At 51.6% G+C, this 14,083-nt stretch carries 14 protein-coding genes; 10 read left to right on the plus strand and 4 right to left on the minus strand.

Annotated features, from left to right (window positions below):
• Window positions 1-256: 256 nt before the first annotated feature.
• The 7 genes from ivbL to uhpT all read left to right on the plus strand — a co-directional run bounded on the left by ivbL (window position 257) and on the right by uhpT (window position 7,537).
• Window positions 257-355 carry an ilvB operon leader peptide IvbL gene (gene ivbL / locus LG381_RS04695; RefSeq protein ID WP_016159932.1) on the plus strand — a complete coding sequence of 33 codons (99 nt, stop codon included), beginning with the start codon at window positions 257-259 and terminating at the stop codon, window positions 353-355.
• A 104-nt stretch (window positions 356-459) separates the two neighbouring features.
• On the plus strand, window positions 460-2,148 hold the full coding sequence (gene ilvB / locus LG381_RS04700) for an acetolactate synthase large subunit (protein WP_225762080.1): 1,689 nt from the start codon (window positions 460-462) through the stop codon (window positions 2,146-2,148).
• Between the two features lie 3 nt (window positions 2,149-2,151).
• Window positions 2,152-2,442, plus strand: a complete 291-nt coding sequence (gene ilvN, locus LG381_RS04705; RefSeq protein ID WP_001181709.1) for an acetolactate synthase small subunit — start codon at window positions 2,152-2,154, stop codon at window positions 2,440-2,442.
• Between the two features lie 73 nt (window positions 2,443-2,515).
• Window positions 2,516-3,106, plus strand: coding sequence for a transcriptional regulator UhpA (gene uhpA, locus LG381_RS04710; protein ID WP_000633666.1), 591 nt, complete (start codon window positions 2,516-2,518; stop codon window positions 3,104-3,106).
• Window positions 3,106-4,614: a signal transduction histidine-protein kinase/phosphatase UhpB gene (gene uhpB, locus LG381_RS04715; RefSeq protein ID WP_010350494.1), complete on the plus strand. Its 1,509-nt coding sequence runs from the start codon at window positions 3,106-3,108 to the stop codon at window positions 4,612-4,614. Before uhpA ends, uhpB begins: the two co-directional genes overlap by 1 nt.
• A 9-nt stretch (window positions 4,615-4,623) precedes the next feature.
• Window positions 4,624-5,943: an MFS transporter family glucose-6-phosphate receptor UhpC gene (gene uhpC, locus LG381_RS04720; protein ID WP_010350496.1), complete on the plus strand. Its 1,320-nt coding sequence runs from the start codon at window positions 4,624-4,626 to the stop codon at window positions 5,941-5,943.
• Window positions 5,944-6,145: 202 nt separating this feature from the next.
• Window positions 6,146-7,537 carry a hexose-6-phosphate:phosphate antiporter gene (gene uhpT, locus LG381_RS04725; RefSeq protein ID WP_000879190.1) on the plus strand — a complete coding sequence of 464 codons (1,392 nt, stop codon included), beginning with the start codon at window positions 6,146-6,148 and terminating at the stop codon, window positions 7,535-7,537.
• Window positions 7,538-7,580: 43 nt separating this feature from the next.
• Here uhpT and adeD read toward each other — a convergent pair whose 3' ends face one another.
• Complete coding sequence (gene adeD / locus LG381_RS04730; RefSeq protein WP_001065765.1) at window positions 7,581-9,347, minus strand: adenine deaminase; 1,767 nt, start codon at window positions 9,345-9,347, stop codon at window positions 7,581-7,583.
• A gap of 174 nt (window positions 9,348-9,521) precedes the next feature.
• On the opposite strand from adeD, the gene adeQ reads away from it, so the two are divergent.
• The gene (adeQ, locus tag LG381_RS04735) at window positions 9,522-10,856 is read left to right on the plus strand and encodes an adenine permease AdeQ (protein ID WP_016159934.1); all 1,335 of its coding nucleotides are present in this window, start codon (window positions 9,522-9,524) and stop codon (window positions 10,854-10,856) included.
• Window positions 10,857-10,908: 52 nt separating this feature from the next.
• Complete coding sequence (locus LG381_RS04740; RefSeq protein WP_010344415.1) at window positions 10,909-11,361, plus strand: DUF1198 domain-containing protein; 453 nt, start codon at window positions 10,909-10,911, stop codon at window positions 11,359-11,361.
• A gap of 136 nt (window positions 11,362-11,497) precedes the next feature.
• On the opposite strand, the gene LG381_RS04745 is transcribed toward LG381_RS04740, so the two are convergent.
• Both LG381_RS04745 and LG381_RS04750 read right to left on the minus strand, forming a co-directional pair.
• Entirely contained in the window at window positions 11,498-11,821 is a 324-nt protein-coding gene (locus LG381_RS04745; protein WP_105280965.1) for a DNA-binding transcriptional regulator, read from the minus strand.
• On the minus strand, window positions 11,805-12,158 hold the full coding sequence (locus tag LG381_RS04750) for a type II toxin-antitoxin system RelE/ParE family toxin (protein ID WP_123056760.1): 354 nt from the start codon (window positions 12,156-12,158) through the stop codon (window positions 11,805-11,807). Before LG381_RS04750 ends, LG381_RS04745 begins: the two co-directional genes overlap by 17 nt.
• Before the next feature lie 233 nt (window positions 12,159-12,391).
• Between LG381_RS04750 and nepI the strand changes: the two genes are divergently transcribed.
• Complete coding sequence (gene nepI / locus LG381_RS04755; RefSeq protein ID WP_105290429.1) at window positions 12,392-13,582, plus strand: purine ribonucleoside efflux pump NepI; 1,191 nt, start codon at window positions 12,392-12,394, stop codon at window positions 13,580-13,582.
• A gap of 41 nt (window positions 13,583-13,623) precedes the next feature.
• Here the strand turns inward: nepI and yicS are convergent, their stop codons facing one another.
• Complete coding sequence (yicS, locus tag LG381_RS04760; protein ID WP_225762081.1) at window positions 13,624-13,917, minus strand: protein YicS; 294 nt, start codon at window positions 13,915-13,917, stop codon at window positions 13,624-13,626.
• Window positions 13,918-14,083 lie beyond the last annotated feature (166 nt).

Here is a 14,083-nt window from a genome sequence, read left to right on the forward strand (position 1 = left end):
CAAAATTCGTGCCGAAATTGCGTGTTCTATGCGGAACACGTATACTTTCAGTGTTGACATAATACAGTGTGCTTTGCGGTTACCAGCCGCGAGCGGCTGACGAAACCTCGCTCCGGCGGGGTTTTTTGTTACCTGCGATTCAGTACAAAACGTGATCAATCCCTCAATTTTCCTTTGATGAAAAATTTTCCATTGTCTCCCCTGTAAACCTGTGCTTGTATAAATATTGTTAAACACAAAACCAACAAGGTCCCCAATGACTATTTCCATGCTCAACGCAAAACTACTACCAACTGCGCCATCCGCCGCAGTGGTCGTCGTGCGTGTGGTGGTGGTCGTCGGCAATGCGCCGTAGGGACTGGAACAACACACGATTCCAAAACCCCGCCGGCGCAAACCGGGCGGGGTTTTTCGTTTAAGCGCCCCCGGAAAGTCGGCTCAGAAGAAAAGGACTGGAGTATGGCAAGTTCGGGCATAATATCGACACGCAAGCGTTTTACTGGCGCAGAATTTATCGTTCATTTTCTGGAACAGCAGGGCATTAAGATTGTGACGGGGATACCTGGCGGCTCGATTCTCCCTGTCTATGACGCCTTAAGCCAAAGCACGCAAATCCGCCATATTCTGGCTCGTCACGAACAAGGCGCGGGATTTATCGCCCAGGGGATGGCGCGTACCGACGGCAAACCCGCAGTTTGCATGGCCTGTAGTGGGCCGGGGGCGACTAATCTGGTGACTGCCATTGCCGATGCGCGGCTGGACTCTATCCCGCTGATTTGCATCACCGGTCAGGTTCCTGCCTCAATGATTGGCACCGACGCTTTCCAGGAAGTCGATACCTACGGCATCTCTATCCCCATCACCAAACATAACTATCTGGTCAGACATATCGAAGAACTCCCGCAGGTCATGAGCGATGCCTTCCGCATTGCGCAATCAGGCCGTCATGGCCCGGTGTGGATAGACATTCCTAAGGATGTGCAAACAGCGGTTTTTGAGATTGAAGAACAACCTGTTATGGCAGAAAAAGCCGCCGCCCCCACCTTTAGTGAAGAAAGCGTTCGTGACGCTGCGGCAATGATTAACGCCGCCAAACGCCCGGTGCTTTATCTGGGGGGCGGTGTCATTAACGCGCCTGCACGGGTGCGTGAACTGGCAGAGAAAGCCCAGTTGCCCACCACCATGACCTTAATGGCGCTGGGCATGTTGCCAAAAGCGCATCCGTTGTCGCTGGGTATGCTGGGGATGCACGGTGTGCGCAGCACCAACTATATCTTGCAGGAGGCGGATCTGCTGATTGTTCTCGGAGCACGTTTTGATGACCGGGCGATTGGCAAAACGGAGGAGTTCTGTCCGAACGCCAAAATCATCCATGTGGATATTGACCGCGCAGAGCTGGGTAAAGTGAAGCAACCGCATGTGGCGATACAGGCGGATGTCGATGACGTGCTGGCGCAACTGATCCCGCAGGTGGAAGCCCAGCCGCGAGCAGAGTGGCATCAACTGGTGGCTGATTTACAGCGCGAATACCCGTGTCCAATTCCAAAAGCGTGCGATCCGTTAACACATTACGGCCTGATTAATGCCGTTGCAGCCTGCGTGGATGACAACGCGATTATTACCACTGATGTTGGTCAGCATCAGATGTGGACGGCGCAGGCCTATCCGCTCAATCGCCCACGTCAGTGGCTGACCTCCGGTGGGCTGGGTACGATGGGCTTCGGCCTGCCTGCGGCGATTGGCGCGGCGCTGGCGAACCCCGATCGCAAAGTGTTGTGTTTTTCCGGTGACGGCAGTCTGATGATGAATATTCAGGAGATGGCCACCGCCAGCGAAAACCAGCTTGATGTCAAAATCATTCTGATGAACAACGAAGCTCTGGGGCTGGTGCATCAGCAACAAAGTCTGTTCTACAAGCAGGGTGTTTTTGCTGCCACTTATCCGGGCAAAATCAACTTTATGCAGATTGCCGCCGGATTCGGCCTCGAAACGTGTGATTTGAATAACGAAGCCGATCCGCAGGCCGCATTGCAGGAAATGATTAATCGCCCTGGTCCGGCACTGATCCATGTACGGATTGATGCGGAAGAAAAAGTTTACCCGATGGTGCCGCCAGGTGCGGCGAATACTGAAATGGTGGGGGAATAAACCATGCAAAATACAACTCATGACAACGTGATTCTGGAACTCACCGTTCGCAACCATCCTGGTGTAATGACCCACGTTTGTGGGCTTTTTGCCCGCCGCGCCTTTAACGTTGAGGGCATTCTCTGTCTGCCTGTTCAGGACAGCGACAAAAGCCATATCTGGCTACTGGTGAATGATGATCAGCGGCTGGAGCAGATGATAAGCCAGATAGACAAACTGGAAGATGTGGTAAAAGTGCAGCGTAATCAGTCCGACCCGACCATGTTTAACAAGATTGCTGTGTTCTTTCAGTAACCGCTCAAGGCTTGAACAGCGGCGCGCTTATCGTTAAGGTAAGCGCGTTTTTTTTACCCGCCAGGACAAGACCATGATAACCGTTGCCCTTATAGACGATCACCTTATCGTCCGCTCCGGCTTTGCGCAGTTGCTGGGGCTGGAACCTGATTTGCAGGTAGTTGCCGAGTTTGGTTCGGGGCGCGAGGCGCTGGCCGGGTTGCCAGGGCGCGGTGTGCAGGTGTGTATTTGCGACATCTCTATGCCGGATATTTCCGGTCTGGAGCTGCTAAGCCAACTACCGAAAGGCATGGCGACAATTATGCTCTCCGTTCACGACAGTCCGGCGCTGGTTGAACAGGCGCTCAATGCGGGGGCACGCGGCTTTCTCTCCAAACGCTGTAGCCCGGACGAACTGATCGCTGCGGTGCATACCGTTGCCACGGGCGGCTGTTATCTGACGCCAGATATCGCCATTAAACTGGCATCCGGTCGTCAGGATCCGCTGACCAAACGCGAACGTCAGGTAGCGGAAAAGCTGGCGCAAGGGATGGCGGTGAAAGAGATTGCCGCCGAACTGGGCTTGTCGCCGAAAACTGTGCACGTACATCGCGCTAATCTGATGGACAAACTGGGCGTCAGTAACGATGTTGAACTGGCTCGCCGCATGTTTGATGGCTGGTGATGAAGACATTTTTCTCCCGCTTAAATACTGTAATTTCCTGCTTTTTTATCTTCTCTGCCGCATGGTTTTGCCTGTGGAGTATTAGCCTGCATCTGGTTGAACGACCGGATCTGGCGGTATTGCTGTTTCCGTTTGGTCTGCGACTGGGGCTGATGTTGCAATGCCCGCGCGGATACTGGCCCGTGTTGCTGGGCGCGGAATGGCTGCTGATTTACTGGCTGACGCAGGCTGTCGGGTTAACGCATTTTCCGTTATTGATGATCGGTAGTTTATTGACGTTACTGCCCGTGGCGTTGATTTCCCGCTTTCGCCATCAGCGCGACTGGCGCACATTGTTGTTACAGGGGGCTGCGTTAACGGCGGCAGCGTTGTTACAGTCGCTGCCCTGGCTTTGGCACGGGTATGGTAACGAATCGTGGAACGCGCTGTTATTAACCTTAACTGGTGGTCTGACGCTGGCTCCTGTTTGCCTTGTGTTCTGGCACTACCTGGCTAATAACACCTGGCTGCCGCTAGGGCCGTCGCTGGTTTCTCAGCCGATAAACTGGCGCGGGCGGCATCTGATTTGGTACTTGCTGCTGTTTGTTATCAGCCTCTGGCTGCAATTGGGACTGCCGAACGAACTGTCGCGTTTTACGCCATTTTGCCTGGCGCTGCCGATTATCGCTCTGGCCTGGCACTATGGTTGGCAAGGGGCGCTGATTGCGACGTTGATGAATGCCATTGCACTGATTGCCAGCCAGACATGGCGCGATCATCCGGTAGATTTATTGCTCTCGCTTTTGGTGCAAAGTTTGACGGGGCTGTTACTGGGCGCAGGTATTCAGCGACTGCGTGAGCTTAACCAGTCGCTACAAAAGGAACTGGCACGCAATCAGCATCTCGCTGAACGGTTGCTGGAAACCGAAGAGAGCGTGCGCCGCGATGTGGCGCGTGAACTGCACGACGATATCGGTCAGACCATCACCGCCATTCGTACTCAGGCGGGCATTGTTCAGCGGCTGGCGGCAGATAACGCCAGCGTGAAGCAGAGCGGGCAGCTCATCGAACAACTGTCGCTGGGCGTTTACGACGCGGTGCGCCGCTTATTAGGACGGTTACGTCCGCGCCAGTTGGATGATCTCACCCTGGAACAGGCTATCCGTTCATTGATGCGAGAAATGGAGCTGGAAGGTCGCGGCATTGTCAGTCATCTTGAATGGCGGATAGATGAATCAGCATTAAGTGAAAACCAGCGTGTGACGCTGTTTCGTGTCTGCCAGGAAGGGCTGAACAACATTGTGAAACATGCCGATGCCAGTGCGGTCACGCTGCAAGGCTGGCAGCAGGATGAGCGATTAATGCTGGTGATTGACGACGATGGTAGCGGTTTGCCGCCAGATTCAGGGCAGCACGGTTTTGGTCTCACCGGAATGCGCGAGCGCGTAACGGCGTTGGGCGGCACCTTGACCATATCCTGTCTGCACGGCACGCGCGTCAGTGTCTCTCTACCCCAACGTTATGTGTAAGGCTTGATGATGTTGCAGTTCCTGAAAGCACCTGCCGACGCGCCGCTGATAAGCGATAAACGTGAAATTGATGCCCGCTATCGTTACTGGCGTCGGCATATTTTGCTGACAATCTGGTTGGGCTATGCGCTGTTTTATTTCACGCGTAAGAGTTTTAACGCCGCTATGCCAGAAATCCTTGCCACTGGCGTGCTAAGTCGTAGCGATATCGGCCTGTTAGCAACCCTGTTTTACATCACCTACGGTTTGTCGAAGTTTGTTTCCGGCATTGTCAGCGACCGCTCAAATGCGCGTTATTTTATGGGGATGGGGCTTATTGCGACTGGCATCATCAACATTCTGTTTGGATTTTCCACTTCGCTATGGGCGTTTGCCGTGCTCTGGGTGTTGAACGCTTTTTTCCAGGGCTGGGGTTCGCCGGTTTGTGCGCGGCTGTTAACCGCCTGGTATTCACGTACCGAGCGCGGCGGTTGGTGGGCGTTATGGAACACGGCGCATAACGTTGGCGGCGCGTTGATCCCTATTGTGATGGCGGCAGTTGCGCTGCATTACAGCTGGCGTATCGGGATGATGGTTGCCGGTTGTATGGCGATAGTCGTGGGGATTTTTCTTTGCTGGCGACTGCGCGATCGCCCGCAGGCATTAGGTTTACCGGCGGTCGGCGAATGGCGACACGACGCGCTGGAGGTCGCCCAGCAGCAGGAGGGCGCAGGGCTGACGCGTAAAGAGATCCTCACCAAATATGTGTTGCTGAATCCGTATATCTGGTTGCTTTCGTTCTGCTACGTGCTGGTCTACGTGGTTCGCGCAGCGATCAACGACTGGGGCAACTTGTACATGTCCGAGACGCTGGGCGTCGATCTGGTCACGGCGAATACGGCGGTGACGATGTTTGAACTGGGCGGATTTATCGGTGCGCTGGTTGCCGGTTGGGGTTCGGACAAACTGTTTAACGGCAACCGTGGGCCGATGAATTTGATTTTCGCCGCCGGGATTTTGCTATCAGTCGGCTCGCTGTGGCTAATGCCGTTTGCCAGCTACGTGATGCAGGCGACTTGCTTCTTCACCATTGGTTTTTTTGTTTTTGGCCCACAGATGTTAATCGGTATGGCGGCAGCAGAGTGTTCCCACAAAGAAGCTGCAGGGGCGGCGACGGGGTTTGTCGGCTTGTTTGCTTACCTGGGGGCGTCGCTTGCTGGTTGGCCGCTGGCGAAAGTGCTCGATACCTGGCACTGGAGCGGTTTTTTTGTGGTTATCTCCATTGCCGCCGGGATCTCGGCCTTGCTATTACTGCCCTTTTTGAATGCTCAGGCACCGCGCGAAGCGTGATACATCTCACCTTTTTACCTCATATCCGGCAAAACTAAGAAATTTTCCAGGTTTTGCCTGGACACTATCTCAGGCCTGATTGGCTGCTGATTTTTACAATGCCATCATTCATTAATTCTTTCCCCAATTAATTCAAGTTGCAGGAATACATGCAGCTAAAGCACCTGCGGCTTGAAGAATGATGGGAAATCAGGAGTAACCCATGCTGGCTTTCCTCAACCAGGTTCGCAAGCCGACTCTGGATCTTCCGCTCGAAGTGCGGCGCAAAATGTGGTTCAAACCGTTCATGCAATCCTACCTGGTGGTCTTTATTGGCTACCTGACGATGTATCTGATTCGCAAGAACTTTAACATTGCGCAGAACGACATGATCTCCACTTACGGGTTGAGCATGACGCAGTTGGGGATGATCGGCCTGGGCTTCTCCATCACTTATGGCGTGGGTAAAACGCTGGTCTCCTACTACGCCGACGGCAAAAACACCAAACAGTTCCTGCCTTTCATGCTGATCCTCTCTGCCATTTGTATGCTGGGCTTCAGTGCCAGTATGGGCAGCGGATCGGTTAGCCTGTTCCTGATGATTGCGTTTTACGCCTTAAGCGGCTTTTTCCAGAGTACTGGCGGCTCATGCAGTTATTCCACCATCACCAAATGGACGCCGCGTCGTAAGCGCGGGACGTTTCTCGGTTTCTGGAACATTTCCCACAACCTCGGCGGTGCGGGCGCGGCGGGTGTGGCGCTGTTCGGCGCAAATTACCTGTTCGACGGTCATGTGATCGGCATGTTTATTTTCCCGTCGATTATCGCGCTGATTGTCGGTTTTATCGGCCTGCGTTACGGCAGTGACTCCCCTGAAGCGTATGGCCTCGGTAAAGCCGAAGAACTGTTTGGTGAAGAGATCAGCGAAGAGGACAAAGAGACGGAATCCACGGATATGACCAAGTGGCAGATCTTTGTTGAGTATGTGCTGAAAAACAAAGTGATCTGGCTGCTGTGCTTCGCCAACATTTTCCTGTACGTGGTGCGTATTGGTATCGACCAGTGGTCAACCGTGTACGCGTTCCAGGAACTGAAACTCTCTAAAGCGGTGGCGATTCAGGGCTTTACGCTGTTTGAAGCAGGCGCACTGGTCGGTACGCTGCTGTGGGGCTGGCTCTCTGACCTGGCGAACGGTCGCCGTGGTCTTGTAGCCTGCATCGCGCTGGCGCTGATTATCGCGACACTCGGTGTGTATCAGCACGCCAGCAATCAATATATCTACCTGGCTTCTCTCTTTGCATTAGGTTTCCTGGTATTTGGTCCGCAACTGTTGATTGGCGTGGCGGCTGTTGGCTTTGTACCGAAAAAAGCGATCGGCGCTGCCGACGGGATTAAAGGCACCTTCGCCTACCTGATTGGTGACAGCTTTGCCAAGTTAGGTCTGGGGATGATTGCCGATGGTACTCCGGTATTCGGCCTCACCGGCTGGGCTGGAACCTTCGCCGCGCTGGATATCGCCGCAATTGGCTGTATCTGTCTGATGGCGATAGTCGCGGTGATGGAAGAACGCAAAATCCGCCGCGAGAAAAAAATTCAGCAGTTGACAGTGGCATAAACGTAACTGGTGACTTTTGCCCGGCATGACGCCGGGCATTTTTTTATTCCGCAATTTCCAGCGTAGTGAAGGCAAACTTCTCGCCATCAAACAACCCCTGGCTGGTCAGTTTCAACGCGGGGATCACTGGCAGGGAAAGAAACGCCATCTGAATAAACGGTTCATCCGGTAACGAACCACATTTGCGGGCGGCAACTTTCAGGGCGTCAATTTGCTCCGCCAGCGACTGCGCCGTGTCGGTGCTCATCAGGCCGGCAATGGGCAACGGTAGATGGCTCTGCACCTGACCGTCACGCACCACACACAGCCCGCCGCCATCCTGAATCACCTGATTTACCGCCAGCGCCATCTCTTCCGTACTACGACCGATCACCACAATGTTATGGCTGTCATGGCTAACCGTCGCAGCCAGTGCACCTTCATTCAGACCAAAGCCCCCAAGCAAACCACAGGCCGGAGCCAGTCGTTGCCCGTAACGCTCAAGCACGGCAATAAAGCACACATCATCGCGATCAAAACCATTTTCGCTATAGACGCTGGAGCGGGAGTGCGTAATCAGCTCATTATGGATAACGTCAATGACCCGATAGCGTTTTCCGGGCGTAAATTGTAGGGCAAAGTCGCTGGCGGAAACCGGCTGGCGAGCAATAGTATTGCCATACGGTGGGGCGGATTGCGCCAGTCTCGCCGACTCTTGTGCTTGCAAGGTTTGCGCGTCAATCGGTTCGCCTTTCACCAGTACCTGCTGCACCGTGACCTTACGCGCATCACTTAACAGGACGATATCGGCCTGCTTGCCGGGCGCCAGTAAACCGAGATGATTAAGACCAAAATGGCGCGCTGTTGACCAACTGGCGACGCGATATGCCACATGCAGCGGCACATTGTGCTGTTCGATCAGGCGGCGAATTAAGGCATCGATATGCCCTTCATGGGCGATTTCCCACGGGTTACGGTCATCGGTACAGAGCATACATTGCGGGCTATTAAATTCGTTGATTAACGGAGCCAGCGCGTTGAGGTTGCGGGCAGCGGATCCTTCGCGGATCATCAACGACATGCCGAGTTGTAATTTCCGACGGCCTTCTTCCAGCAAATAGCTCTCATGGCAGTTTTCAATACCGGCAGCAATATAGGCGTTAAGTTCTTTACCGCCTAAACCGGGGCAGTGACCGTCCAGCGTCAGATGGCGAAACGCGTCCAGTTTATCGAGCAGCGCATCCTGCCCGCTAATTACGCCAGGGTAGTCCATCATTTCCGCGAGGCCGGTAACCTGCGGGTGATCTCGCCAGGCGAGCATCTGTTCGAGAGTAAAACTGGCGCCGTTTACATCGCAGCCTTCCAGTGCGGGTACGCAAGAGCTGACTTGCAAATACTGATTCTGCTTTGCCTGTTCTGCGCAGCGAGCAAACCAGGCGAATCCGGATTCGCCCATGACATTGACGATTTCATGGGGATCGCAAATAACAGTTGTCAGGCCGCGTGGCAGGGTGGCGGTTTCAAAGGTGACTGGCGTCATCATGCTGGATTCAATATGCAGGTGAGCATCAATAAATCCTGGTACTGCCGTTGCGCCGTTAGCATCAATTCGGTGCAAAGCCGGAGCGTTGACGTATTCTGCGCCAACACCAGCAATGTAACGCCCTTTAATCACAATCGGGCCGGAAATTTCTCCGCCATTGATCAGATCCAAAATAGAGACATTATCAATAATATAATCGGCAACGGCTTCGCCACGGGATACGGCTAACAATTCCTGGTATTCGCTCCGACTAATGTAATGAAATTTATGGCTAATAGAATTATTCATGTTTTTCTCATTTTGATTTTATCAAATTGATTATTATTTATCATAAAGAAACGTCGCGAGATTATTAAAGAATATCCATTAATGTGCAATTGAAATGTGATAATTATCACTGAACCAGTGTTGTCATTTGTTTTACAAAAGCAAGGATTTAAATTTCCTTCAATGGACAAAAAAATGAATAATGACAATACCGATTACGTGAGTAATGAATCAGGGACGCTTTCGCGATTATTTAAACTTCCTCAACATGGAACCACCGTCCGCACAGAATTGATTGCGGGGATGACCACTTTTTTAACCATGGTGTACATCGTTTTTGTTAACCCGCAAATCCTTGGCGCGGCACAAATGGACCCGAAAGTGGTATTTGTCACCACCTGTTTAATTGCCGGTATTGGCAGTATTGCGATGGGGATATTTGCTAACTTACCCGTGGCGCTGGCACCGGCAATGGGGCTGAACGCCTTCTTTGCCTTCGTGGTCGTGGGGGCGATGGGGATCTCCTGGCAGACCGGGATGGGAGCCATATTCTGGGGCGCAATCGGACTGTTTTTGCTCACGCTCTTTCGTATCCGTTACTGGATGATTTCCAACATTCCATTAAGTTTACGTATTGGTATCACCAGTGGTATCGGGTTATTTATTGCCTTGATGGGATTAAAAAATACCGGTGTTATTGTCGCCAATAAAGATACGCTGGTTATGATTGGCGATTTAAGTTCTCACGGCGTGTTGTTAGGTATTTTAGGTTTTTTTATTATAACCGTGTTGTCATCACGTAATTTTCATGCGGCGGTGTTGGTTTCTATTGTTGTTACTTCCTGCTGTGGATTATTTTTCGGTGATGTTCATTTTAGCGGCATCTATTCCATTCCACCCGATATTAGCGGTGTCATTGGTGAAGTCGATTTGAGCGGCGCGTTGTCGCTTGAACTTGCCGGTATCATTTTCTCCTTTATGCTGATCAACCTATTTGATTCATCAGGAACATTAATTGGGGTAACTGATAAAGCTGGCTTAATAGATAGTAACGGTAAATTCCCCAATATGAATAAGGCGCTGTATGTCGATAGCGTCAGTTCGGTGGCGGGTGCGTTTATCGGCACCTCGTCTGTTACCGCCTATATTGAAAGTACTTCTGGTGTGGCGGTCGGTGGCCGCACGGGGCTGACTGCGGTTGTGGTCGGCGTTATGTTCCTGTTGGTTATGTTCTTCTCACCGCTGGTGGCAATGGTTCCACCCTATGCGACTGCCGGGGCGCTCATCTTCGTGGGCGTGTTAATGACCTCAAGTCTGGCGCGCGTTAACTGGGATGATTTTACCGAATCGGTGCCCGCATTTATTACTACGGTGATGATGCCCTTTACTTTCTCGATCACTGAAGGTATCGCGCTGGGCTTTATGTCGTACTGCATTATGAAAGTTTGTACCGGACGATGGCGCGATCTGAACCTGTGTGTGGTGGTTGTAGCGGCGCTGTTTGCGCTGAAAATCATCCTGGTGGATTAGTATCTGATAAGTGTTTCCAGATATCATGAGTGTCGGTTACGCAGGAGAACTCATGATCTGGATAATGCTTGCCACACTGGCGGTGGTGTTTGTGGTTGGTTTTCGGGTGCTGACATCCGGGGCCAGAAAGGCGATTCGCCGTCTCAGCGATCGGCTGAATATTGATGTCGTACCCGTCGAATCGATGGTCGATCAGATGGGAAAGTCAGCGGGTGACGAATTTTTACGTTATCTGCATCGCCCGGATGAGTCGCATTTGCAAAACGCCGCGCAGGTGTTGCTCATCTGGCAAATTGTCATTGTCGATGGTAGCGAACAGAACCTGTTGCAATGGCATCGAATTTTACAAAAAGCCCGCCTCGCAGCTCCCATTACCGACGCACAGGTCAGGCTGGCGCTGGGTTTTCTGCGCGAAACAGAACCTGAAATGCAGGAGATTAACGCTTTCCAGATGCGCTATAACGCGTTCTTTCAGCCTGCCGAGGGCGTTCACTGGCTGCATTAAAACCGCTTTGCCTGATGCGACGCTGGCGCGTCTTATCATGCCTACATACCCACGTCTAACCTGTAGGGCAAATAAGGCGTTCACGCCGTATCCGCTATGGGATCTGACAGTAGGCGGACGCATTCCTACGTTCTATTTACAGCAGCACCTCTAACCCGTGTTTTTGCACAATACTAAGCAGTTTTAATGACATACCGCTGGGGCGCTTAGCGCCGCTTTCCCATTTTTGTACAGTTGAAACGCTAGTATTGAGATAGTGAGCGAAGACGGGTTGACTCACTTTTAATTTTTCCCGCAGTGCTTTTATCTCAACAGGTTGTAAGTCTGGCACGCTGGTCAGGCAGGTTTTGTCAAAAGTACGCATTGTTTCGGCAGAAATGACATCAACGCGGGACAATCCAGCAGCCGCGCTGTGAATGGCCTCAAATGCAGGACTTTTGAATTTAGTTTTTGCAGTCATAGCAAATCTCTGTCAGTTCTTTACTGTTAATCATGACCGTCAGTTGGGCTTTCGTCAGGAAGGCATAATGCTTTGCGAGTTCACGAAATCCAGACAGTTCCTGACTATTGATGTTCGACATATCCTGTTTTGCATATAAAAACGTGTAAAACCAATTGCTAACCCCTTTCGCCAGAATAATTGCACGCTCACGATTTTGGTGAAGGCGCTTTTTAAAAACGCTACCACCAAGCGCATCAGCTTTACCCTGATCTGTTTCTAAAATGGCCTGGCACAACTCTTCATCTGTTATTGCATGAGACTTCGCTTCCCTTGCAAACCATTTAGTTTTAAACACACGCATATCGTTGAGGTACGGTTATTAAAGTATATCACTAAGTGCGATACTTTATCCCTTGTTCCCAACTAAATCGCGTAAATGCATATCACCTTGCCATATGATTTTTATTTCCTCGAGCAGCCTCGAATTTTTCCCACGACACCGTAAAGGTTGCAAAAACGTTAAATGCGTCACACATTTCAATGCTAGACTGACCGGCTTTTCCCCTGAAACATGCCACGGGTAACACCATGAGTGAACATATCGAAGAAAACTGTGGCGCGGATGCCATCACCCGACCGAACTGGTCAGCCGTTTTCTCGGTGGCGTTTTGCGTCGCCTGCCTGATTATCGTTGAGTTTTTACCTGTCAGTTTGCTGACGCCGATGGCGCAGGATTTAGGCATTTCGGAAGGGCTTGCCGGGCAATCGGTGACCGTGACCGCCTTTGTGGCGATGTTTGCCAGTTTGTTTATTACCCAGACAATTCAGGCCACCGACCGCCGCTACGTTGTTATTTTGTTCGCCGTTTTGCTGACGCTCTCTTGCTTACTGGTTTCCTTTGCCAGCTCGTTCAGAATGTTATTAATCGGTCGAGCCTGTCTGGGGCTGGCGCTGGGCGGATTCTGGGCGATGTCAGCGTCACTGACCATGCGTCTGGTGCCGCCTCGTACGGTGCCGAAGGCGCTGTCGGTGATCTTCGGCGCGGTTTCTATTGCGCTGGTGATTGCCGCGCCGTTAGGCAGCTTTTTAGGCGAGCTTATCGGCTGGCGCAATGTCTTTAATGCGGCAGCGGTGATGGGCGTGCTGTGTATTATCTGGATTATCAAATCATTGCCTTCGCTGCCTGGCGAACCCTCGCATCAGAAACAAAATACCTTCCGTCTGTTGCAGCGTCCGGGGGTGATGGCCGGGATGATCGCTATCTTTATGTCCTTTGCGGGGCAATTCGCTTTCTTCACCTATATTCGACCGGTATATATGAATCTGGCGGGATTCGGCGTAGATGGCTTAACGCTGGTGCTGTTGAGTTTTGGTATCGCCAGTTTTGTCGGTACGTCGCTTTCGTCGATCATTCTTAAACGTTCAGTAAAACTGGCCTTAGCGGGAGCACCGTTAGTGCTTGCTCTTAGTGCACTGGTACTGACGTTGTGGGGAAGCGATAAAATTATTGCTACCGGTGTGGCGATTATCTGGGGGCTGACCTTTGCTTTAATTCCCGTGGGCTGGTCAACGTGGATCACCCGCTCATTAGCCGATCAGGCAGAAAAGGCGGGATCTATTCAGGTGGCTGTTATTCAGCTTGCCAATACCTGCGGCGCGGCAATTGGTGGTTATGCACTGGATAACATTGGTCTGACTTCGCCGTTAATATTGTCTGGCACGTTGATGTTGCTTACCGCGCTGTTGGTTACTGCAAAAGTGAAAATGAAGAAATCCTGATATCAGGTTAAAGAAGTGTTGGTCAGTGGCTGTTGCCGCTCTTACATATCCGGGCATTCTACCCTGCCCAACGCTTCCCAGTAGTTACTCTGATTATTACGCTCCATCGCCACGATGGCTTCGCGTATGTGTTGTTTATTGCTTTCATCAGACAACATTAACTTTTCCCACGCTTCATCTGATAACGATGCCTGCGGGGTACAAATTTTTCGCAAATCCTGTAATACCGTATCTTTCTCTTTCGCCGATTGTAACGAGCTAAAAGGCGACTCGGCATACACCATACCCGGCATCGCGAAAACAGCGAAAATAAGAAGCAGCGTCGTTGGTTTCATGAGTTCTACCTTTTTACAAATGGCATCGAATGAAGCATAAGTGTAGTTTGTTTTCATCGCTCTAATCATGCTGTACGAAACGCGTTTTAGTATTCAGTAAGAAGTGCCAGACCTTATATTCCTCTTTTATTCCTTTTTCTTCTTATCGATAGCATTTCGTTTTTTA

Source organism: Escherichia sp. Marseille-Q3837 (genome assembly GCF_916618735.1).
Lineage (GTDB): Bacteria > Pseudomonadota > Gammaproteobacteria > Enterobacterales > Enterobacteriaceae > Escherichia > Escherichia ruysiae.

Excerpts from the sequence above, each read along its gene's own strand:
- ivbL (WP_016159932.1), top strand. The coding sequence starts at position 257 with ATGACTATTTCCATGCTCAACGCAAAACTACTACCAACTGCGCCATCC.
- ilvB (WP_225762080.1), top strand. The coding sequence starts at position 460 with ATGGCAAGTTCGGGCATAATATCGACACGCAAGCGTTTTACTGGCGCA.
- ilvN (WP_001181709.1), top strand. The coding sequence starts at position 2,152 with ATGCAAAATACAACTCATGACAACGTGATTCTGGAACTCACCGTTCGC.
- uhpA (WP_000633666.1), top strand. The coding sequence starts at position 2,516 with ATGATAACCGTTGCCCTTATAGACGATCACCTTATCGTCCGCTCCGGC.
- uhpB (WP_010350494.1), top strand. The coding sequence starts at position 3,106 with ATGAAGACATTTTTCTCCCGCTTAAATACTGTAATTTCCTGCTTTTTT.
- uhpC (WP_010350496.1), top strand. The coding sequence starts at position 4,624 with ATGTTGCAGTTCCTGAAAGCACCTGCCGACGCGCCGCTGATAAGCGAT.
- uhpT (WP_000879190.1), top strand. The coding sequence starts at position 6,146 with ATGCTGGCTTTCCTCAACCAGGTTCGCAAGCCGACTCTGGATCTTCCG.
- adeD (WP_001065765.1), bottom strand. The coding sequence starts at position 9,347 with ATGAATAATTCTATTAGCCATAAATTTCATTACATTAGTCGGAGCGAA.
- adeQ (WP_016159934.1), top strand. The coding sequence starts at position 9,522 with ATGAATAATGACAATACCGATTACGTGAGTAATGAATCAGGGACGCTT.
- LG381_RS04740 (WP_010344415.1), top strand. The coding sequence starts at position 10,909 with ATGATCTGGATAATGCTTGCCACACTGGCGGTGGTGTTTGTGGTTGGT.
- LG381_RS04745 (WP_105280965.1), bottom strand. The coding sequence starts at position 11,821 with ATGACTGCAAAAACTAAATTCAAAAGTCCTGCATTTGAGGCCATTCAC.
- nepI (WP_105290429.1), top strand. The coding sequence starts at position 12,392 with ATGAGTGAACATATCGAAGAAAACTGTGGCGCGGATGCCATCACCCGA.
- yicS (WP_225762081.1), bottom strand. The coding sequence starts at position 13,917 with ATGAAACCAACGACGCTGCTTCTTATTTTCGCTGTTTTCGCGATGCCG.